The 19,661-nt window shown below is 38.3% G+C and carries 23 protein-coding genes; 12 read left to right on the forward strand and 11 right to left on the reverse strand.

Annotated features, from left to right (window positions below):
- The 4 genes from R2800_14375 to R2800_14390 form a co-directional block, all read right to left on the reverse strand.
- A complete protein-coding gene (locus tag R2800_14375) occupies window positions 1-957 on the reverse strand; it encodes a glycosyltransferase family 2 protein (GenBank protein MEZ5018241.1) in 957 nt (318 codons plus the stop codon).
- Between the two features lie 4 nt (window positions 958-961).
- A complete protein-coding gene (locus R2800_14380; protein ID MEZ5018242.1) occupies window positions 962-2,491 on the reverse strand; it encodes a hypothetical protein in 1,530 nt (509 codons plus the stop codon).
- Between the two features lie 67 nt (window positions 2,492-2,558).
- The gene (locus R2800_14385) at window positions 2,559-3,785 is read right to left on the reverse strand and encodes a glycosyltransferase family 4 protein (GenBank protein MEZ5018243.1); all 1,227 of its coding nucleotides are present in this window, start codon (window positions 3,783-3,785) and stop codon (window positions 2,559-2,561) included.
- Entirely contained in the window at window positions 3,782-5,203 is a 1,422-nt protein-coding gene (locus tag R2800_14390) for an oligosaccharide flippase family protein (protein MEZ5018244.1), read from the reverse strand. The genes R2800_14385 and R2800_14390 overlap by 4 nt, the downstream gene beginning before the upstream one ends.
- Before the next feature lie 64 nt (window positions 5,204-5,267).
- Here R2800_14390 and R2800_14395 point away from each other — a divergent pair, with 64 nt between their 5' ends.
- The 3 genes from R2800_14395 (at window position 5,268) to R2800_14405 (ending at window position 8,325) form a co-directional block, all read left to right on the forward strand.
- A complete protein-coding gene (locus R2800_14395) occupies window positions 5,268-6,551 on the forward strand; it encodes an O-antigen ligase family protein (GenBank protein ID MEZ5018245.1) in 1,284 nt (427 codons plus the stop codon).
- 123 nt (window positions 6,552-6,674) lie between these two features.
- The gene (locus R2800_14400; protein MEZ5018246.1) at window positions 6,675-7,418 is read left to right on the forward strand and encodes a sugar transferase; all 744 of its coding nucleotides are present in this window, start codon (window positions 6,675-6,677) and stop codon (window positions 7,416-7,418) included.
- Window positions 7,419-7,500: 82 nt separating this feature from the next.
- Complete coding sequence (locus R2800_14405; GenBank protein ID MEZ5018247.1) at window positions 7,501-8,325, forward strand: universal stress protein; 825 nt, start codon at window positions 7,501-7,503, stop codon at window positions 8,323-8,325.
- On the opposite strand, the gene R2800_14410 is transcribed toward R2800_14405, so the two are convergent.
- The 3 genes from R2800_14410 to R2800_14420 are packed head-to-tail and all read right to left on the reverse strand — an operon-like array spanning window position 8,322 to window position 9,202.
- Window positions 8,322-8,657, reverse strand: coding sequence for a hypothetical protein (locus R2800_14410; protein MEZ5018248.1), 336 nt, complete (start codon window positions 8,655-8,657; stop codon window positions 8,322-8,324). The two genes, R2800_14405 and R2800_14410, sit on opposite strands and share 4 nt — an antisense overlap.
- A gap of 3 nt (window positions 8,658-8,660) precedes the next feature.
- Window positions 8,661-8,993 carry a hypothetical protein gene (locus R2800_14415; protein ID MEZ5018249.1) on the reverse strand — a complete coding sequence of 111 codons (333 nt, stop codon included), beginning with the start codon at window positions 8,991-8,993 and terminating at the stop codon, window positions 8,661-8,663.
- A gap of 14 nt (window positions 8,994-9,007) precedes the next feature.
- Complete coding sequence (locus R2800_14420) at window positions 9,008-9,202, reverse strand: YtxH domain-containing protein (protein ID MEZ5018250.1); 195 nt, start codon at window positions 9,200-9,202, stop codon at window positions 9,008-9,010.
- Between the two features lie 145 nt (window positions 9,203-9,347).
- Between R2800_14420 and R2800_14425 the strand changes: the two genes are divergently transcribed.
- Window positions 9,348-10,361: an AI-2E family transporter gene (locus tag R2800_14425; GenBank protein ID MEZ5018251.1), complete on the forward strand. Its 1,014-nt coding sequence runs from the start codon at window positions 9,348-9,350 to the stop codon at window positions 10,359-10,361.
- 3 nt (window positions 10,362-10,364) lie between these two features.
- Here R2800_14425 and nadD read toward each other — a convergent pair whose 3' ends face one another.
- Window positions 10,365-10,937 carry a nicotinate (nicotinamide) nucleotide adenylyltransferase gene (gene nadD / locus R2800_14430; GenBank protein MEZ5018252.1) on the reverse strand — a complete coding sequence of 191 codons (573 nt, stop codon included), beginning with the start codon at window positions 10,935-10,937 and terminating at the stop codon, window positions 10,365-10,367.
- 67 nt (window positions 10,938-11,004) lie between these two features.
- Window positions 11,005-11,253, reverse strand: a complete 249-nt coding sequence (locus R2800_14435) for a FeoA family protein (GenBank protein MEZ5018253.1) — start codon at window positions 11,251-11,253, stop codon at window positions 11,005-11,007.
- Between the two features lie 76 nt (window positions 11,254-11,329).
- Between R2800_14435 and ybeY the strand changes: the two genes are divergently transcribed.
- Genes ybeY through R2800_14465 form a run of 6 tightly spaced genes read left to right on the forward strand, consistent with a single transcriptional unit; the run spans window position 11,330 to window position 14,470 of the window.
- Window positions 11,330-11,758, forward strand: a complete 429-nt coding sequence (gene ybeY, locus R2800_14440) for an rRNA maturation RNase YbeY (GenBank protein ID MEZ5018254.1) — start codon at window positions 11,330-11,332, stop codon at window positions 11,756-11,758.
- Window positions 11,759-11,761: 3 nt separating this feature from the next.
- Window positions 11,762-12,484, forward strand: coding sequence for an RluA family pseudouridine synthase (locus R2800_14445; GenBank protein ID MEZ5018255.1), 723 nt, complete (start codon window positions 11,762-11,764; stop codon window positions 12,482-12,484).
- A gap of 41 nt (window positions 12,485-12,525) precedes the next feature.
- Window positions 12,526-12,882 (forward strand): gliding motility protein GldC, encoded by a 357-nt coding sequence (gldC, locus tag R2800_14450; GenBank protein MEZ5018256.1) that lies wholly within the window; start codon window positions 12,526-12,528, stop codon window positions 12,880-12,882.
- 31 nt (window positions 12,883-12,913) lie between these two features.
- A complete protein-coding gene (locus R2800_14455; protein ID MEZ5018257.1) occupies window positions 12,914-13,363 on the forward strand; it encodes a GatB/YqeY domain-containing protein in 450 nt (149 codons plus the stop codon).
- The gene (locus R2800_14460) at window positions 13,363-13,917 is read left to right on the forward strand and encodes a CvpA family protein (protein ID MEZ5018258.1); all 555 of its coding nucleotides are present in this window, start codon (window positions 13,363-13,365) and stop codon (window positions 13,915-13,917) included. Before R2800_14455 ends, R2800_14460 begins: the two co-directional genes overlap by 1 nt.
- Window positions 13,901-14,470: an aminodeoxychorismate/anthranilate synthase component II gene (locus R2800_14465; GenBank protein ID MEZ5018259.1), complete on the forward strand. Its 570-nt coding sequence runs from the start codon at window positions 13,901-13,903 to the stop codon at window positions 14,468-14,470. Before R2800_14460 ends, R2800_14465 begins: the two co-directional genes overlap by 17 nt.
- 5 nt (window positions 14,471-14,475) lie before the next feature.
- On the opposite strand, the gene R2800_14470 is transcribed toward R2800_14465, so the two are convergent.
- On the reverse strand, window positions 14,476-16,338 hold the full coding sequence (locus R2800_14470; protein MEZ5018260.1) for a tetratricopeptide repeat protein: 1,863 nt from the start codon (window positions 16,336-16,338) through the stop codon (window positions 14,476-14,478).
- On the reverse strand, window positions 16,331-17,119 hold the full coding sequence (locus R2800_14475) for a biotin--[acetyl-CoA-carboxylase] ligase (protein ID MEZ5018261.1): 789 nt from the start codon (window positions 17,117-17,119) through the stop codon (window positions 16,331-16,333). Before R2800_14475 ends, R2800_14470 begins: the two co-directional genes overlap by 8 nt.
- A 63-nt stretch (window positions 17,120-17,182) precedes the next feature.
- Here R2800_14475 and rsfS point away from each other — a divergent pair, with 63 nt between their 5' ends.
- Together rsfS and ftsH are read left to right on the forward strand one after the other, a co-directional pair.
- Window positions 17,183-17,584 carry a ribosome silencing factor gene (gene rsfS, locus R2800_14480; GenBank protein ID MEZ5018262.1) on the forward strand — a complete coding sequence of 134 codons (402 nt, stop codon included), beginning with the start codon at window positions 17,183-17,185 and terminating at the stop codon, window positions 17,582-17,584.
- A 29-nt stretch (window positions 17,585-17,613) separates the two neighbouring features.
- Entirely contained in the window at window positions 17,614-19,623 is a 2,010-nt protein-coding gene (gene ftsH, locus R2800_14485; GenBank protein MEZ5018263.1) for an ATP-dependent zinc metalloprotease FtsH, read from the forward strand.
- Window positions 19,624-19,661 lie beyond the last annotated feature (38 nt).

The raw sequence follows: 19,661 nt of genomic DNA on the forward strand, positions 1-19,661 counted from the left end.
TTAGCTTTTAGCCTTCTTATAAATAGAGGCTATCCACTTTTTTGGTAAAAACGAAAGCAAATATAAAAGGTATGGCTCGGCTTTGGAAGGCATTATTGAAATAGCTTTCCCCAAATGCTTCCTAGCCTTTGATGGCTGGTATTGATTCCACAAGAATTTTTTACCCAACATACTATGATAAGCTGCTTGCTTATAAGCTGTTACGTCTTGCTCTCTGAGTATCTGTTGTAGTTTTTTATAGTCTTCATCTGCCACCAGTCCAGTTTTTATAGAGCGCTGCTTTAATGCTATAAACTCTTCTCCTCTCCATTTTTCATCAATAGTAGCCGATGCTGCATTAAAACGCACTTTTATAAGCGCTTCATGCATATTCATCATTTTACCCTTTTCAGATACTTTCTTCCACAGCTGATGATCTTCGAATGTAATGGCTCGAGGATCATATCCTCCAACATCTTGCACTGCCTGTTTTAAAAACACCACTGTAGAATGTATAAACGGACAGTCTTTGAACTGTTCTGCTCTTATTTCTTCATCAGTATAGGCACTAAATTCAAACTTGAATATATGCTCCCCTTCTTCGGTCATATAATCAGCCTCACCACCAATCAATACATATTCAGGATGCTTTTCCAAAAAGGTCATTTGTTGCATCAGTCTTTGAGGGTAGCAAACATCGTCAGCATCAAAACGGGCGATATATTCCCCTTTAGCTAAATCTATGCCCTTATTGAGGGAAGCGACCAGCCCCATATTCTCTTGATGGATCACTTTTATACGTTCATCCGAATAGCCGGCTAAGATATCTTTAGTATTATCTGTAGACCCATCGTTGATGATAAGAAACTCAAAATTGCTATAGGTTTGGTTCAACACACTATCCACTGCCTCACGAAGAAAATCGCCTGCATTATATGACGGCATTAATACTGTAACTAAAGGTTGCGTTGGCAGCATAATTTTATTCTTCTATATCTATTAACATTAACCACTCGAAGAATGGCATAACACAAAGCGTATCGAATATATAACTAAGGTGTGCAAAAGGCACTAAAATTAAAAACAACCATATACCATACGAAAGTTTATTAAAACTTTTGTAGAAATAGCCTACATAGAAAAACAAGAAGATCAACACTCCAAAAACTCCATACTCTCCAAAAATCTGATTATAAAAACTATCAGGGAAATTAGCCGTAGAGAAATAGGCCTCTTCACTTTTTATCCGCTCTTCTATCAGCAATTTATGGTTCTCCTCATATAGCGGAGAAGAGAAACTGGGCAAATAATTCATGAATAAACGACTGGAGTCGAACCCTGCCATTTTCTGAGCTATATTAGATGAAAAACGTGTAGTACCCGCCCCCATTAACATGTTAATAGGTGACGACTTTAAGAATGCCTTTGTCTCCAGTACTGCAAGAGTTTTGCCCTGAAGATTGTGGATATACACTTTAGTCATTTCTCTTTTAATGGATATCCTATCTTCAGCTGTACCAGAGCTTTGATTACTCACATTACTAAAGTACGCTTTACTTTCATCAGCATACCTCTCAAATTTTTCATCCAAATAACCATCATCTGCATAAGGCTCATATGCCTTGGGATCTACTTGTTGATCTGCTATTATACTTCTATAATTATTCTTCCCTTGCACGTCTATGGAAAAAATCTTAGCCTTTACCTTCATCACAATGTATTCTGCATTACTAGGCGATACCGTAACATACATGATGACAATAAAGAGCAAACAGAAGGGAATGTATAAACCAAAATTGCCCGGGGGCGAAAGCCTATTTAACAGATTATATTTCCTGTCAGTTATCAAATTTAGCATTCCCACAAAGGCCAAGCCTAATAGTATACCTGCATATACCAAGCTGCCAAAGTTGCTAAATACAAGCACTACACTTGTACTTGCCAAAATAGCATACCCTGCTTGGCGTTTAAAAAGGAAATATATGGTCAGAAAGGTGCTGATGGTGACGTTATACAACGAGAACCCAAATAAAGCGCCGTAGATATTATCGCCAGTAGACATACCATATGGGAAAGGTAGACCTTCATACGGATTTACCTTACCTGTCAATATCATAATATTGACGAGCTGATATATACTAAGCACAAAATGCAGTATCGTGAATACTTTGAGTGTATTATGTGCCGTTTTTGCACCATAGCGCTCTACACTCAACTTCAACTGATGAAAACTTAGTAGTGAGAATATCCAAAAGGCATTACCAACTAGAAATGCGGTTATATACGAACTGGAGAAATCTCTTATAAAAAACAAGAAATTGACCCCGGCGAGTAATATTATGAGCAGAAAGAACAAGGGCACCCTACCTCTCTTTATGCCTAGATCAAAATTGGGGCGCAATATATAAATGAGAACTAACCCAAATATTTTCAATGAAAACATTGCCTGATTGGTAAACAGTAGCAAAAACACCAACAACAGCCAGTCAATATTTTTCTTTTCTTTATTCAAGTATTCATTTATTTATAGGTGCACTTTAAAGCTATTATTCTGCTCCATGCGTGCTAACATAGTACAATTATTTTGTTTTTCTTAAGCTATTATTCGCCTCTAATATGGACTGGTAGTAACCTGTATGTTTCTGTCCAACTACTCTCATGCTAAAGTTGTCCAGCACATGTTGTCTAGCCCTTTCACCTAGTTGTTGAGCTAAATCAGGGTTGGTAAGTAACTGTAACAGCTTTTCTGCAATACCCTCTACATCATCCGGATCAACAAGCATACCATTTACATTATCCTCTATTAGCTCTGGTCCGGATGTTCGTTTAGTATAGACCACCGCCGTCTTGCAAGCCATAGCTTCCATAGGTGCCAATGCAAAGCTTTCAGCATAAGAGGGGAAAATAGCAACAGCACTCTCTCCTAAATATTGAAACAGATCAGCACGAGGCACATGACCTTTAAAGGACACCATAGCTTTTGCCTGTTCGGTCAGCAAAGCCTTTATTTTCTCTATAGGCCCTTTACCAAAAACCACTAGTTCTGCATCTGGCAATTTACTTACAACTTTATTCCAAGCTTTAGCCAATTGAAATATTCCTTTGTTCGCATTTAGCGTACCTGTAAATACTACCCTATTATGATATTTAGTTTCATAGGGTTGTATTGAAGCAGTTTCAATACCATTATACATTACGGCAATATCACCCTCATATTCTTTATACACTTGTGCCATATCCGCTCTATACTTACTCACACTACATACCCCTTCAGCTTGTGCCAGTATATGCCGCTCCATTGCAACAACATGTGCAGGCACTTCTGTATTATTATTATGACCTATGTAGGTAAGCGAACCATGCAGCTTTACTACTGTAGGCACAGAAAACTTGGGAAAAGGCACGTAGCTATTGCAAAACCTGATATAGTCATTATAATCAGGCATTTCAATGATATCTATGTTATGACGTTCAATCAACGACTCTACAAAAGCCTTATATCTAACTAAACTCTTTTTTATATCTCTTTGAAAAAGCCCCGAGACCTTACATAATTTAAATAATCCTCGGGCAAAAAGTGAGTCTTGCTCCTCAAACAGCTTACTGGCCATCCCCCTCCTAAACCTGTACACTTTTACCTTACCATCGTCAAACTCATCTTTGCCTCCATACCCCCAATCGTAAAAACCTACCACTGTTACTTTATGGCCAAGGTCAGCCATGGTATGAGCCAGCATGTGTACCACAGTACCTATACCTCCATGCCTACCGGGAGGGTATTCGTCACACAAGTATAGAATATTCATTTTTTGAGTAACATTTTTAGTGTACCTATCTGGTCTTTTCTCACTTGCTTGGTAAGTATCGCTAAACTTATATATACACCTAATGAGGTTACGAGCTGTAAAACAAGATTATCTGTCAAAAAGGTACTTATACTATATGCTATTGCCCCCATTATTAAAAACAACAATAATGACCTAAGAGGGAAAGCCATAATTTTTCCTTTTACTACCAAGTAGTAACCCGACATCTGCACCAGATTAGTAATCAAGTAGGCAACTGCTGCCCCTAAACCACCATAAAAAGGAATGAGCAGTAAATTCAACAACAGATTGGTTACTGCAGTAACGATCGTGATCTTCGTAACCTTGGTATAGTTTTTACTGGCAAAAGTAAGTGTCCACAGTAGATTGATGGTAAACTGAAAAGGGATGCAGATGGTTAATAATAAAAACTCAACAGCATTTGAACTACCATATTTACCATTATATAGCCAATCTAGCGTAGGCGCCCAAAGTATATTCAACACCAGTGGCATTAATATAGCAGCAAAAACCCCAACGGTAAATAGTTGACGTATTACTGCTTGCTTCTCCTCATCAGGTTTTTTACCACTTACTAACAGCTTGGAGAAGATATTGAGTATTACGGGTGCTATAACTGTAATAGGCAATCTAGTCAACTCATAAGCCCTATAGGCAAAAGCATAAACACCAGTAATGGCATTAGTACTAATGATACCCAACAATATCCAATCGAGACGGGAAATGCCTGTATCGAAAACCATTGCTATATACTGAGCTGTTGATTCTTTTATCAGCTTTCTGTAAGCCACAAACTTAAATCGGAAACTAAACGAGGTATATTTTAAAATATAGATCAACAAACCCACCAGTTCTATAAGCGCACATATAATTAATATAGCGTAGACCAGATCCACAGACAATAGCTCTCTATATATCCCCCAATACGCTAAACTTATTTTAGTAAGATTACTGATAACAGCTATAACTCCATAAGGGGCAAATTTCTGCTTCGCATTCAAAAACTGCTTTAAAGGCGTACCTATATACATCAAAGACTGCGCTATGAAAAACCAAGGCAAGAATCTTAATGTATTATCACTATTACTCCATATAGCAGTAATAGTAACAAGAATAACGAAGGCTATCACAGAACCTACAAAGGCATGAAACAGATATGCCGCCGCCGCCCAATCCGACCTTTCGGAAGCTGCTATTCTGCGTACCGCCACTTGATCGATACCAAAACTAAGTAATGTCGTGATGGTGATAGTGACCGCCGTGTACCAGCTAATGATACCAAATTCACTTTCTGATAGATAAAACGAAACTATGAAGAGAAATATCACTCCAAGTATCTGAACAGATACCGCCTGTAGCCCTGAAGAGAATATTTTTTTAAGGAGGTTATTCTTCACTAGTAACGTCTATTTAATCTAAAAAGGTTGTAAAATTACTATTTAATCAGCTACTTTTACAGTTATGTCAAAAGCATCTTGGTATAAGGCTCTTCCTCAAATCAGCTTGTGCTTATTGGCATTTACCATCCCCTTCCCATACATGTATGGGGCTATAGCAACTATCTTTTTAATAGTAAGCTGGCTGGTACAATTCCAGTTCAAAACTACTTTTTCAAACCTAAAAGAGCGAAAAATATTGTGGCTATGGGTCGGATTCTTCTTACTACATGCCATTAGCTACTTCTATAGCGAAAATAAAGACCAATCTCTCTTCGACCTACAGTCGAAGCTTAGTATACTGATATTGCCCGTAATCGTTGGTGCGGGTATGTCTATCACCTCCAAACAGTTGGAGCAGATATTTCTGGCTTTTGTAATTGCTATGTCTCTCATCAGCCTAGGTTGCTTATCGCAGGCCATTTATCTTTGGCAAAGTGGTGCTGGCACACATGTTTTCTTTTATCACGATCTTATCAATGGCCTTGAAGCCAATGCTGTTTACGAAGCTTGGTATACTATATTCTCTCTTGGAATACTTCTTTTTCACAAATGGGAGTACTACTGGAAGGGAAAATTTAAATACCTAAAGATAGCCTTCACCATATTACAGATAGTCTTTTTTGTACTACTATCGTCAAGAATGCTCATTTTACTTTTCTTCTTGGTATTAATACCTTTTTATGGTAAGAAGGCAGTTAAAAGCTTCTCTAAGGTCAAGGTTGCCGTAACAGCTATTGCGCTTGCTCTACTTGGCACCTCTTTACTTGTTACAGATAACCCTATAAAACAACGCTATCAAAACCTTATACAAATGGATACAGGTTTGGCATGGCGACAAGACTACCATGGTGTAGAAGAAGGCCAATTCAGCAACCTTACCCTTAGGCTCTTTCTATGGAGGCTAGGCTATGAGAACATTTCGGAAAATAACCTTTGGCTGACGGGAGCAGGAAACGGAGATGCCCAACATCTGCAAAACGAGAGAATGGCGGACTATGGTATTCCCAACATGAGGAACCCTGAAAAATGGTATTCGCCCTTCCATAATGCCAACCTGCACAATATGTATATGCAGGCTTTTGTGATGATAGGGCTACCTGGTCTTATATTAATGTTACTTATTGCGGTACTACCCTTTTTTTACATTAACAAAAAAGACAATCTTAATGCCTTTTTAATCTTCCATATCGTAGCACTCCTATTTTTCATGCAAGAAGCAGCCCTACAAACGCAAGCAGGCATTATATATTACAGTTTCTTCTCTTCTCTGTATTGGAATATCGTCCTTAAAAAGGTTAATAATTAGATAATACCCTTTTTTAAATTACTCTTTTAAAAAATATTTATAGAAATTTGCGCTCAAATTGATTTTTGACACGGTTTTTGCTGTAAAAAGGATTAACAGTGTAAAAATTAGGATTATTTGTAGATGGAACAGCCATTTGTAGTAAAACTGCCCAAAGTTCAGCCATCGCGTTCGGCGACACCTCAGTCTGATATTACGGAAATCCGTGAGATGTTCCGTGAGATCAACAATAGGTATATGGTGTATCAACCACCTGCCTATTATGCGAGTATCAAGCGTGTGATGGACATCATTATATCAATGACATTTATCTTATTGGTAATGTCATGGGTATACCCGATCGTGGCTTTACTTATCAAGCTATCTTCAAAAGGGCCTGTGTTTTTCATTCAAAAGAGAACAGGCTACAAAGGAGTGGAATTTGACTGCTTTAAGTTCCGTACCATGCATGTAAATGCAGATGCAGATAAGAAGCAAGCAACAAGTGATGATAAACGTATTACTTCTGTAGGTAAGTTCTTACGTTTGACACACCTTGACGAAACCGCACAGTTTTTCAATGTACTATTAGGTGACATGAGCATTGTTGGTCCGCGCCCGCACATGCTTTATCATACTGAATACTATTCTCAATTTATTCCATATTATAACCTTCGTCACGAGTCGGTACCTGGCATGACTGGCATGGCGCAAATAAAAGGTTATATCGGTGAAATCACCATTGAACGTGAGCTTCGTAAACGTATCCAATGGGATATATACTACTTGAAAAATAGAAGTATATGGATGGATATACGTATAATCGTTAACACCTTTGCTCAGGTATTTGTGAAAGCTTTTGAAGGCATCACCAAGAAAGGGAAATAAATCTTAACTATTTTATCATTGCTTATAAGCAATAAGTACTCATTTTTTCTGTAATTTTTCATTGCCGAAAAAATGAATACTTATGTCTGTAATCGTAACCGCCACCGACTTTTCAACTATTGCGCAAAATGCAGTGCATTATGCCTGTAGTATGGCTAAAGACACCAATGCTTCTGTAGTGGTAATACACTCTTATGCTATACCGGTAGCTTTTAATGACAACCCGATGCCGATAATGCCTTTGGAAGAGGGCAAAAACTTGGCGGAGGAGCAACTAGACAAACTACTTTCAGAACTTAAACTACAATATGAAGGGGTAGCAATTTCTGGTTTTGTTACTTATGGCGATATTACAGACAATTTGAAGTCTTATGTTGCTGAAGAGCATCCTTGGCTTATTGTTATAGGTAATAGCAGTCGAGAAGACGATATCTCATGGCTAGGCAGCAATCTGCTAAATGCCTTAAAACATATACACTGCCCTGTAATAGCAATTCCCAAAGGGCTCAGTTACAAAACTATACAAAATGTATGCTACGCCTGCGACTATAAACATATAGCTGAAAAGCTACCCGCAGAAAGGATAAAACTATTAGTGAATAAAACCAATAGTCAACTACATGTTCTTAACGTAGATAAGGAAAATAAAAATTTTGACACAGATACTCCTTACCAATCGGAACAACTACATGAATTGTTGCAGGAAGTAAACCCTCAATACCATAATGTGGTGAATGAGGATATAGATGAGGGGATACTTGATTTCGTAAAAGCAGAGCAAATAGACTGGTTGGTCATGATACCACATAACCATAGCTTTTTTGAGAAACTATTTCATAAAAGCAATACAAACGCTGTAGTAAAAAAGGCAGACATTCCTATTATAGCCTTACATGATAAGGCTTAGCTGGTTGTTTTTTCTTTGGCTTTCTTACTTGGGATAATAAGATCTAATAAAGCATTCAATAATGTTGCTTTTATTTCCCATTTCAAATACTTGCCTATAAACTTGGCAGTAATTTTGGTTAGCGTTGCATTATCATAGTTTTTCAAAGCTTGTTTTAATAAAGGCAATGCCAAAGACAAAAGCTTAGTATTACTGAGAAAAGATGCTGCCTCCTTATCCTCTTTTTTGAATAAAGGAATATCAGGCAACAACTCTGTAGCTTGTTTATCCAGCTTTTTACGTTCTGTCCTTAGCTGCTCTATATTAGTTATCTTTTTATGATACAACCTCATAACCTACTCCTCTTCCTTTTCGTCCTGTCCGTCAGTAAGTAGACCAACAAAGACATTAACAAAAAACCGTAACAGCTTTTTCTTGAACAGAATAGCTACAACTAACAACAACAAATAGATACCAGCAGTAAGAAAATATCCACCAGCTTCAGAGCCTATCCATTCAGCCATAAGACTACCTAAGCCCAAGCCAGACTGTATCAGTATAATGAGCGTGATGAACATGCATACCATCATGAACATGCAAAAGCCCATGATAATAGCTACCCGCTCAATAAGTGATAGCTTGGCACTATTTAGTTTTACTTCAAAATATTTTAGCAGATTATCAAACATGCAAATAATAGGATTTAAGAGTTATAAATTTCCTCTTCTATATCCTGCGACTTTTCTGATATTTTATCTTTCAAGTCGTTGAATGTATCCTTTATCTTATCAATGCTCTTTTGTCTTTTATCCTCATCCATTGCTATTACGTAACCTACTGCTGCGCCAACAGCAGCACCTATCAATAGTGTTGCAATAGTTTTTCCTGTATTTGCCATAATATGATCTTTTAGAAAATTAATATTAATACAAAGCTAGTGTAGCTGGTATATTATATAAAACATTAATTCCCAATATCAATATAAAACACAATTATTTAACTATATTTTACAATACCTACCACTTACTTTTGAAATGCTGTTTATGAATAACGAAAGTGTAAAACGATTAATACTACTGGTATTAATACTCCTTCTTGGTGTTGCTATTAGCTGGCAGCTATCAGCATTCTTTCCAGGGCTGTTGGGCGCCATTACTTTATACATCCTTGTTCGCGAGCGCTATATGAAACTCACCCAACAAAAAGGTTGGAATAAATGGCTAACAGCATCCTTGTTTATTTTGGGTTCCATTCTCTTATTTGCCTTACCGGTTATCTTATTGATACAACTATTACTCCCTAAGCTCAATAAGGTACTTAGCAATAAGAAAGAACTGGAACAAACCATACAAATGGTATCTCAAAAGATACAAGAGTTAGAACTTCCATTTTCTATTACATCAGAGCAATTACTATCTATAGCACAAGACATAACAGCATCAGTACCTGCCGTGCTTGGCGCCACAGCCAATATCTTGACCAACGGCGTATTGGCCTTATTCATCCTCTACTTTATGCTGCTGGAAGGTGCTAAAATGGAAAAACACATCAAAGCTTACACCCCTCTTAAGGAGAGTAATGTAAATGACATCTGGGATGCTACAAGAACTATGGTACGTTCTAATGCCATTGGCATACCAGTGCTTGCAGCTAGTCAAGCCATTGCTGCAGCTATAGGCTATTGGATATTTGGGGTAGATGCTTATATCCTTTGGGGAGTACTAACAGGCATATTCTCCATAGTACCGCTATTAGGGTGCATGATAGTGTGGGTGCCTATCTGTATATATCTTTTTGCAATAGGCGATACTAGTGCTGCTATTTGGCTAGCCATTTATTCCTTCGTAATAACAGGGGGTGTTGATAATGTGCTTCGCTTCACAATTCTGAAAAAACTGGGAGACATTCACCCTGTCACAACTATGCTGGGCATCATTATAGGTGTGCCTTTATTTGGGTTTATGGGGTTCATCTTCGGCCCTTTACTTATCTCTTACCTACTACTACTTATTAAGGTATATAGAATAGAATTTGTTGGCGAACCTGTAGAAGACTAGTTCTTATTTTTTGAAGTAATTATTTTCATCAATATACCGCCATACTTTTTCTGTAGTAAGGTAACGGATAGACTTACCTTCTTTTACTTGATTTCGGATAAAGGAGGCTGATATTTCCAGCAAGGGGGCTTCAAGAATAGTTATATCTGCACCATGGGTATCTTCGATTTCATAACCTGGCCTTTTGTAGATAATAATATCATGGTTATTTATCAACTGCTCAAAGTTTTTCCATCTATGGATATTTTGAAAACTATCAGATCCCATAATTACCGAAAAACGTTCTAATGGAAACTTCTCGGAAAGATATGTCAAGGTATCAATTGTGTAAGACGGTTTAGGTAGTTGAAACTCAACATTACTTGCTCTAAACTTCGGGTTATCCTCTATAGCCAATTGCACTAGGTGTAGCCTGTCATACTCGTTAAGCAGTGAATTTGAATCTTTTAACGGGTTGTGCGGAGATACTACAAACCATAATTTATCAATTTCCGTGTTCTCAACTATATGGTTGGCAACTATTAAATGACCAATATGTATGGGATTAAAACTACCGAAGTATAAGCCGATGTGCATGGGGACAAATGTAATTAAAACCTACCGACACGAGCAAGTCGTAAGATGATTTGTTTGTTAGTATTTACTATCGATCCAAAGCCACCCAAATACTTTCGGCATCTTTTTTACGCAGGCTCAAATGATAGCCAGCTATTTTAATAGCCATCGGATCACCCATTGGGGCTACCATTTCTATCCATACAGGCTCTCCGGGAACACAGCCCATTTCCATCAGCGTAAGCTGAAAATCACTTTGCTCGTGATGCTTAATGACTGCTTTTTTACCCTTAGGCAAGTCAGACAGGCGTATTACCGATTCTTCAACTGCACTCATACTATTTATCTACAATATATAAATACAAAGGTACAGCTAAAAAAACTTTCACGACCTTTGCACAAATCTTTTTTTGATGCCGATACACTATTATGAGCAAGAGGTAAATGCAAAACTCCAACAAAGGAGAAAGCTGTCTGCATACTTAAATGATTTGATCAGAGAACACTTGGAGGTAAAACAAGTAAACCTCACCTATATATTCTGTAATGATGACTATTTGCTCACCATCAACAAGCAGTTTCTCAACCACGACACCTATACAGACATCGTTACTTTTGACCTTACAGAACAAGAAGACGAACTAATAGGAGAACTTTATATAAGTACCGACCGTATTGCTGAAAATGCAGAAACCCATGGCACCACTTATCAGGAAGAATTGCACCGTGTAATTTTTCATGGCGCCTTGCACCTGTGTGGTTTTAAGGACAAAACTGCAAAAGACCAGAAAGAAATGAGGCAAATGGAAGATCATAGCCTCAAAGCATATTTTAAAAATTGAGTAGTGAAAATCGAATTACTTTTTGAAGACGACGATCTGCTGATCGTCAATAAACCTGCGGGGCTTTTGGTTATACCTGACAGGTTCGATGATAACTTACCATCGTTAAACAAACTATTAGAAGCTCAACGTAATGAAAAGATCTGGGTAGTACATAGATTGGATAGAGAGACAAGCGGGACTATCTGTTTTGCTAAAAATGAAGCTACACATAAATATCTCTCTAAACTATTTCAGGACCATAAGGTGGAGAAATACTACAGCTGTTTAGTAAACGGGCATGTAATACAAAATGCGGCCCGAATAGAAGAGCCTATAGCAGAACACCCTGCCAAGAAAGGGAAAATGATAGTAGCCAAGAAGGGTAAGGAGTCTATTACAGAATATGAAGTAGTAAAAAAATGGCCATTATACAGCTTCTTATATATTCGCATATACACCGGCCGTACACACCAGATAAGGGTACACATGCAGTCGATAGGCCATGCTGTGGTGTGCGACGAGCTTTATGGCGATGGCAAACCTTTTCTTTTGTCTGCTATCAAAAAAAAGTATAAACTCTCTTCTAAATATGAACAGGAGAAACCAATACTAGCGCGTTTGGGACTACACGCCTCAAAGCTACGTTTCCAAAAAGAAGATGGGACTACCATTAGTGCCGAAGCACCGCTACCAAAGGATATAGCCGCTTGTGTTAAACAATTGGACAAATGGACTGGTAATTAATTTTATGAATCTTACTTTTGCATCTTATATAAGTTTATAACATGAGTATAAAATCAAATATCAATATCCAAATAGAGTTGGATGAGGACAAAATGCCGGAAACCATTCAATGGAATGCTCCGGATGGTGGTGTGGAAGGTATGCAGCAAGCGAAAGGAATGCTACTGGGCATGTGGGATGGCAACGAAAAATCGGCTTTGCGTATTGACCTTTGGACAAAAAAGATGATGGTAGATGAGATGAACGATTTCTACTACCAAACACTTCATGGCATGGCAGAAACCTATATCCGTGCTACGAAGAACCAAGAAATAGCCAATGAGTTAAGAGCTTTTGCAAAAGACTTTTTGAAGAAGGCCAGCGATGCACTTGCAGCCAGTGAAAATCAGGATCAATAAACATAGTTATCTATAACAAAAACACTACGATATGTCATTAGAGCAAAGAATAATGGAAGAGATAAAGCAAGCTATGCGTGCTAAAGACCAAGCTGCTTTAAGAACATTACGTGATATAAAATCAGGCATTTTAAGAGAGAAAACAGCTGTTGGCGGTAAAGATGAAATGACAGAAGCAGAAGAACTAAAAATGCTTCAAAAATTGGCCAAGCAACGTAAAGACTCTTTAGAGATCTACGAGCAACAAAACAGAGAGGACTTGGCAGAAAAGGAAAGGGAAGAGCTTGCTATCATAGAACGTTTTTTACCAAAGCCACTTACTGCTGAAGAAATTGAAGCAGAGCTAAAGGCAATAATAGCAGAAGTAGGCGCCAGCTCACCAGCTGATATGGGTAAAGTAATGGGCTCTGCTACCAAAAAACTTGCAGGTAAAGCAGACGGTAAAGCAATATCGGAAACGGTAAAAAGACTATTAGCTTAATGTTATTGGATATCATCACGATAACAATAATTATTGCATTTTTCATACGCGGCTATATGAAGGGAATCATTATAGCCGCGTTTTCTGTTTTAGCATTAATACTAGGTACACTTGCAGCATTAAGACTGTCTGAACGTTTGGCAACTTACCTGCTGGAAGAAGATATAGTAACTAGTGGTTGGAGCCAGATCGTTAGTTATATCATATTATTCGTGGGCGTTGTCATCATAGTAAGAATGATCGCTAAAGCGCTAGATGCTACTTTAAAAGCTGCTATGCTTGGCTGGCTCAACAAAACCATTGGTGGCTTATTGTATGCCGCTATGGGAGCTGTAGTGTGGAGTGCCTTGCTCTGGTTAGGCACCGAGATCCACTTCATCACACCGCAGCACATCAGTGAGTCCAGTACCTATGCCTATATACGCCCTATAGCACCTTGGATAGCTGATAAAGTAGGCTATCTAATACCTATGATAAAAAATGTCTTTGGCGATTTAGAAGTATTCTTCTCCAAGGTAAACCAAATACTACCTGAACATGTGGATACTCCTTGATAATTACGACTCGTTCACGCATATACTGCACCACTACCTGCTGCAAACGGGTAACGAATGTATTGTGTACCGAAATGACGAAATAACTATTGAGCAAATAGAAGAGCTAAAGCCCAAACGTATCATCATATCTCCCGGTCCGGAGACACCTAAGCAGGCAGGCATTTGTATGGATGTTATTCAACATTTTCACAAAACCGTTCCTATACTGGGCGTATGCTTAGGCCATCAAGCCATAGGCATGTTCTTTGGTGCGGAGCTAATACACATCCCCTACCCAATGCATGGCAAAACGAGTAAACTCACTCATACAAAGCACCAACTCTTTGAGCATGTGGCTACATCATTTGAGGCTATGAGATACCATTCTCTAGCCATTACCAACTTGGAGCAAACAGGATTATCAACCATAGCTACATCTAACGACGACAACCAAATAATGGCCATTACACATGATACTTATCCATGTATTGGTATACAGTTCCACCCCGAATCTGTGGGAACTACCGTTGGGAAAAAACTCTTAGAGAACTGGGCAAAGATGAAGTTTTAGCGCTCCTAATAACTATTGCATAGCTCTATTAGTGCTTTCTCTGCCAAATCAAAACCAAGGTTTCTAGACTGGTTTAGATCATGACAAGGCATCTCCCCCGTTTGGCTTTTCACAATACCTCTCCAGTACCATGCTTCTGCATAGTTATTCCTTAGCTCTATCGCCAAACTCAAGTCGGTGATGGCTTGTTTAAAATTACCCATCCTAGCAGCGGCCACACCTCTTTTCATGAAGAACAAAGGTTCACTTGCATCGTAATCTATCGCCTTGTTGTAATAATAAATAGCCTCTTTCAAATTATTTTCCTGCTCCTTACAATCTCCCTTTATGTAATAGGCCTTTGCATTCCAACTTTCTTTTTTTATCACTTTATCTATATCACGTACTGCAAATTTGCATCTACCCAACTGCTGGTATATCAATGCTCTTGTAAATAGCGCTTTAGGATATTCATTAATGGAGATCGCTTTATCTAATGCAGCTAAAGCCTCCTGAGGTTTATTTTTTCGGAGTAAGAGCGAACCTCTATTGTACCATGCTTTATAGTTCTTATCATCTATTCTAATTGCTTCATCTATATACTTTTTAGCCTCTGAGTTAACCCCTTGGTTTAAAAAGATACCACCTAAGCTACTTTGTGCTATCGACGATTCAGGGAATTTTTTAATGACAGATTTCCAAAAGTTTAGCTCCGACAGCCAAATATCATTCCTATTGTAAGCACTTGCGAAAAACACAGCTATAAGTAGAGTGCATACTATTGCTGGCAAATACCTAACACTTGGTCGAGTAAAGAAATAATATAAATAATGTACCACAGGCAACCATACTCCTACACAGGCTACATAAAGATATCTGTCTGCCATTAGCACCTCTCCAAACTGTACAAACTGTAGTACGATAGCAATATTCATAGTAAAGAAAACAATACCACCCGCAAGCATGTACCATTTTTTACGAAATGCCACTATACCCAACACAACGATCGCTACTGCTAATACCGTATATACTATATGTATGGCACCTATACCTGTAGGGTATGGATATAATACAGATAACTTAACAGGCACTATTAAATTGATAAGATATTGCACATAAGCGTAGCCTGCATAAACAATAGTATGTAATGTTGTAAACTCGGGATGCAAACTTAGGAAGTCTACCTCTTCCTGAGCTTGTAACGTAATGATACCAATAGGAACGGATAATAGTATCAATGGTATTTTCTCAACCCATATGGTTTTACCTTTAAATGGTCTGCGCATCCATATATCTATGGCAAATAAAGTAAAAGGTAGAGTTATAGCCGATATCTTACAGAGATAGGCAGCAATGGCAATTAAGTATATCCATATCAGCTTGCGCTTATCATTGTCCGTAAGGTAGCCGATGTAAATATAAATAGCGCAGAAGAACAAGAAACCATACATCACTTTATTTCTTGCTGCTATCCAAGACACACTTTCTGTTTGTACAGGGTGTACAGCAAACAATAAAGCAACAAACAATGCTATCCATGTATTGCCCTGCAACCTTTTAACACATGCATACAGCATGAGCGTAGCGCCTATATGCCAAATAATACTTTGCAGATGCCAGACAAATGGCTCTTGACCACCAAGTTCATAATCCAGAGCATAGGTCATTACGGGTAATGGCTGATAATTACCCAAATAAAAATCAGTCCACCAATTTTGAAAATGCGCCCAAGAATAGCCATGAATATCTGCAGTGTTGAACACATAATCCATGTCGTCCCAAGACATGAAACCAGCATCAAAGACTTTTGTATAAACAATTATCGGCGCAATAATAAGTAGCGCAATATGCAGTAACGTTATTCTTTTATCCTGAGTTGTCTTATTCATTTACCGGCGCTTTTGAGGAGCTAGACTTCCAAACCCAAGTAGCTTCACCATGCCTTAAAAATCGGATATTTTTCTCACTAGTCATTACTGCTAACAAACCCGAATCTATTGCTCCTTTTATTTTTCCTTCCCACACCTGTTCCTCTTCAAGAAATTGCTGACGTTCCTCCTTTTGATAGAGATAGCCATTATACTCTTCCATTATATCAGCAGCAACTATATGCCTTGATAATCTTTGTATAATTTTTGTTCTCAGTCTAGTTCTTAGCTCTAAGATACTTAGGTTCTTTCCTGAGGCTATTTTTAAAGATGTAGCATGTGGTACATCTGCAGGCATTTCTGTCTGTAGCACATTCAATCCTATACCTATGACACTGTATGCCCAATTGCTGCCTCTTACCACGTTTTCGATCAAAACACCCCCTGCCTTTTTGTCACCGATTATTATATCGTTTGGCCATTTGATATTTACCTTCCAATGCTCATAAATATCTGTTAAAACATCAGCAATTGCTACCGCAACTGCAGCATTAAAGGCAAATTGGCTATCTAATTTACAATTAGGAGCTATAATAATGCTCATTAAGAGGCAAGAACCTGGCTCATCAAACCAATGTTTTCCGTGCTGCCCTTTGCCTTGCTCTTGAGAGCGGGCAATAATTGTCATACCGCTTAGTGCCGTATCGGCATCAATAAGCCTCATGGCATAGTTATTGGTACTATCGATAGTATCTAATTCAATTATTGGAGCATCTAACATGGCTTGTAAGTTTACTGCCAAAGATTATTTAATTTTGACTATTTTATAAATATATTGCCAAACATATAACATACTAATCGCAATTTGGATAAAATTATAAACGCGCTTCAAGGACGCAAAAAAACTAACAATAGGCTTACAAGAGATAGTGAGTTATTTACCACTATCATTGAAGCTATCAAAGATAAAAAAGGAGAAAATATTGTTTCACTAGATTTGGTGAATATTACGGAAGCCGTTTCAGATTTTTTCATTCTCTGTGAAGGGCAATCCAAAACTCAAGTAAAAGCTATCGCCGAAAGTATAGAAGACGCTGTACGAGAAAACTGTAACGAAAAACCTTATCATATAGAGAAAGGAGAGGAATGGACATTAGTAGATTATGTGAACGTTGTTGTTCATGTTTTTCAAAAGGAACACCGAAAGTTCTATGACTTAGAAAGCCTTTGGGCTGATGCTGAGAAAATGGAGCATAACGACAACTAAAAAATTATTTTAACTGTAGTAACCGAATAATGGAAGATAATAAACAGAGACCGGGTATGACACCTGGTGGCGATGGAAAAAATCAAAAGAAGGGACCAAAATTTAATATTTACTGGGTATACGGTATCATCTTAGTTTTACTACTAGGAGCACAGTTTTTTGGCAATAGTTTTAGTAACAATGCTAAAGAAATGAGCTTCTTAGACTTTCAACTGGAATACTTAGATGCTGGCAAAGTAGAAAAGGTAATTGTGGTCAATGACAAAGAAGTCGAGGTTTTCCTAAAGGAAGGTGCTGAAAAAGAAACAAAAGAAGGAGAGAAAAAATCTCCATTTGCTACTGCATCTGAAAAAAGTCATGCCTTTAAATTCAGAATAGGCTCTGGCAAGCAGTTTGCCGAAGACATGAAGGAAGCTCAAGCGAATGTAGATAAGAGTGCGAGAGTGCCTATCTTCTATGAAGAGCGCCGTAGCCTGTTGACAGATATGCTACAGTCTTTCTTACTACCTGCAATATTATTGATCGCAATGTGGTTCTTCATCATGAGGAAGATGAGCGGTGGAGGTGCAGGACCTGGTGGCGCAGGAGGTATCTTCAATATCGGTAAATCAAAAGCACAATTATTCGAGAAGGGTACAAAAGTAACTGTTACTTTCAACGACGTTGCTGGTCTTGATGAGGCGAAGGTAGAGGTAATGGAGATAGTAGACTTCTTGAAAAACCCTAAAAAATATACGGCACTGGGTGGTAAAATACCTAAAGGAGCACTACTTGTAGGCCCTCCAGGTACAGGTAAAACACTTTTAGCCAAAGCTGTAGCAGGAGAAGCTCAAGTACCTTTCTTCTCTATGTCGGGTTCTGATTTTGTGGAGCTTTTCGTAGGTGTAGGTGCTAGTAGAGTTCGTGACTTATTTAAACAAGCTAGAGAAAAAGCGCCTTGTATTGTCTTCATTGACGAGATAGATGCTATAGGACGTGCAAGAGGCAAGAATGCTGTAATGAGTAACGATGAGCGTGAAAACACACTGAACCAACTATTGGTAGAAATGGATGGTTTCAGTGGTGATACAGGAATCATTGTTTTGGCAGCAACCAACAGACCTGATGTATTAGATACTGCTCTTCTACGTCCTGGCCGTTTTGATAGACAAATATCCATTGACATACCAGACGTAAAAGGTAGAGCTAAGATATTTGAAGTGCACTTAGAGCCAATAAAAGTATCTGCCAATTTAGATATCAAAAAATTAGCTGCTCAAACACCTGGTTTTGCTGGTGCAGACATCGCTAATATTTGTAATGAAGCAGCACTTATAGCCGCAAGGCAAAATAAGGAAGAGGTAGATATGCAAGACTTTAACGATGCTATCGACCGTGTGATAGGAGGTTTGGAGAAGAAGAACAAAATCATTTCTCCTGAAGAGAAGAAGATCATTGCCTATCACGAAGCTGGTCACGCTATATGTGGCTGGTTCTTGGAGCATGCTAATCCATTGATAAAAGTATCTATTGTACCACGTGGAGTTGCGGCATTGGGCTATGCACAATATCTGCCTAAAGAGCAATACTTATATACTACTGAGCAAATGAACGACCAAATGGTTGCACTATTTGGTGGTAGAGCAGCGGAAGAGCTAACCTTTGGTAGGATATCTACAGGTGCACAAAATGACTTGGAGCGTATTACAAAAATGGCCTACTCAATGATAAGCCTATATGGTATGAGCGACAAAGTGGGTAATGTATCTTTCCACGATTCTCAACAAGAGTACCCTACAGGCAAACCATACTCTGAGGAGACCGCAAAGATCATAGACGAGGAAGCAAGAAGACTAATACAAGCAGAGTACAGTAGAGCAAAAGCGCTTCTTACCGAGCATATAGACCAACTAAATGTACTTGCAGAAGAGTTATTGAAAAAAGAAGTCTTATTTAAAGACGACCTTGAGCGCTTGATAGGGAAACGTCCTAATGAGGACATGACACCTAATGAAGGTATCCCTCCTGCTACGGCAAGTATATCAAGCCCCGAAGAGTAATACTTAATTATATTTTCAAAGCGATGGGTTTCTCCCAT

Source organism: Flavipsychrobacter sp., assembly GCA_041392855.1.
Classification (GTDB): Bacteria; Bacteroidota; Bacteroidia; order Chitinophagales; family Chitinophagaceae; genus UBA5543.

Bases quoted from the DNA above. Each gene is read 5' to 3' on its own strand.
- R2800_14385 (MEZ5018243.1), bottom strand. From the start codon at position 3,785: ATGAATATTCTATACTTGTGTGACGAATACCCTCCCGGTAGGCATGGA.
- R2800_14375 (MEZ5018241.1), bottom strand. From the start codon at position 957: ATGCTGCCAACGCAACCTTTAGTTACAGTATTAATGCCGTCATATAAT.
- gldC (MEZ5018256.1), top strand. From the start codon at position 12,526: ATGAGTATAAAATCAAATATCAATATCCAAATAGAGTTGGATGAGGAC.
- R2800_14410 (MEZ5018248.1), bottom strand. From the start codon at position 8,657: ATGAGGTTGTATCATAAAAAGATAACTAATATAGAGCAGCTAAGGACA.
- nadD (MEZ5018252.1), bottom strand. From the start codon at position 10,937: ATGCACATCGGCTTATACTTCGGTAGTTTTAATCCCATACATATTGGT.
- R2800_14420 (MEZ5018250.1), bottom strand. From the start codon at position 9,202: ATGGCAAATACAGGAAAAACTATTGCAACACTATTGATAGGTGCTGCT.
- R2800_14425 (MEZ5018251.1), top strand. From the start codon at position 9,348: ATGAATAACGAAAGTGTAAAACGATTAATACTACTGGTATTAATACTC.
- R2800_14395 (MEZ5018245.1), top strand. From the start codon at position 5,268: ATGTCAAAAGCATCTTGGTATAAGGCTCTTCCTCAAATCAGCTTGTGC.
- ybeY (MEZ5018254.1), top strand. From the start codon at position 11,330: ATGCCGATACACTATTATGAGCAAGAGGTAAATGCAAAACTCCAACAA.
- R2800_14415 (MEZ5018249.1), bottom strand. From the start codon at position 8,993: ATGTTTGATAATCTGCTAAAATATTTTGAAGTAAAACTAAATAGTGCC.
- ftsH (MEZ5018263.1), top strand. From the start codon at position 17,614: ATGGAAGATAATAAACAGAGACCGGGTATGACACCTGGTGGCGATGGA.
- R2800_14470 (MEZ5018260.1), bottom strand. From the start codon at position 16,338: ATGAATAAGACAACTCAGGATAAAAGAATAACGTTACTGCATATTGCG.
- R2800_14460 (MEZ5018258.1), top strand. From the start codon at position 13,363: ATGTTATTGGATATCATCACGATAACAATAATTATTGCATTTTTCATA.
- R2800_14465 (MEZ5018259.1), top strand. From the start codon at position 13,901: ATGTGGATACTCCTTGATAATTACGACTCGTTCACGCATATACTGCAC.
- R2800_14455 (MEZ5018257.1), top strand. From the start codon at position 12,914: ATGTCATTAGAGCAAAGAATAATGGAAGAGATAAAGCAAGCTATGCGT.
- R2800_14400 (MEZ5018246.1), top strand. From the start codon at position 6,675: ATGGAACAGCCATTTGTAGTAAAACTGCCCAAAGTTCAGCCATCGCGT.
- R2800_14405 (MEZ5018247.1), top strand. From the start codon at position 7,501: ATGTCTGTAATCGTAACCGCCACCGACTTTTCAACTATTGCGCAAAAT.
- R2800_14435 (MEZ5018253.1), bottom strand. From the start codon at position 11,253: ATGAGTGCAGTTGAAGAATCGGTAATACGCCTGTCTGACTTGCCTAAG.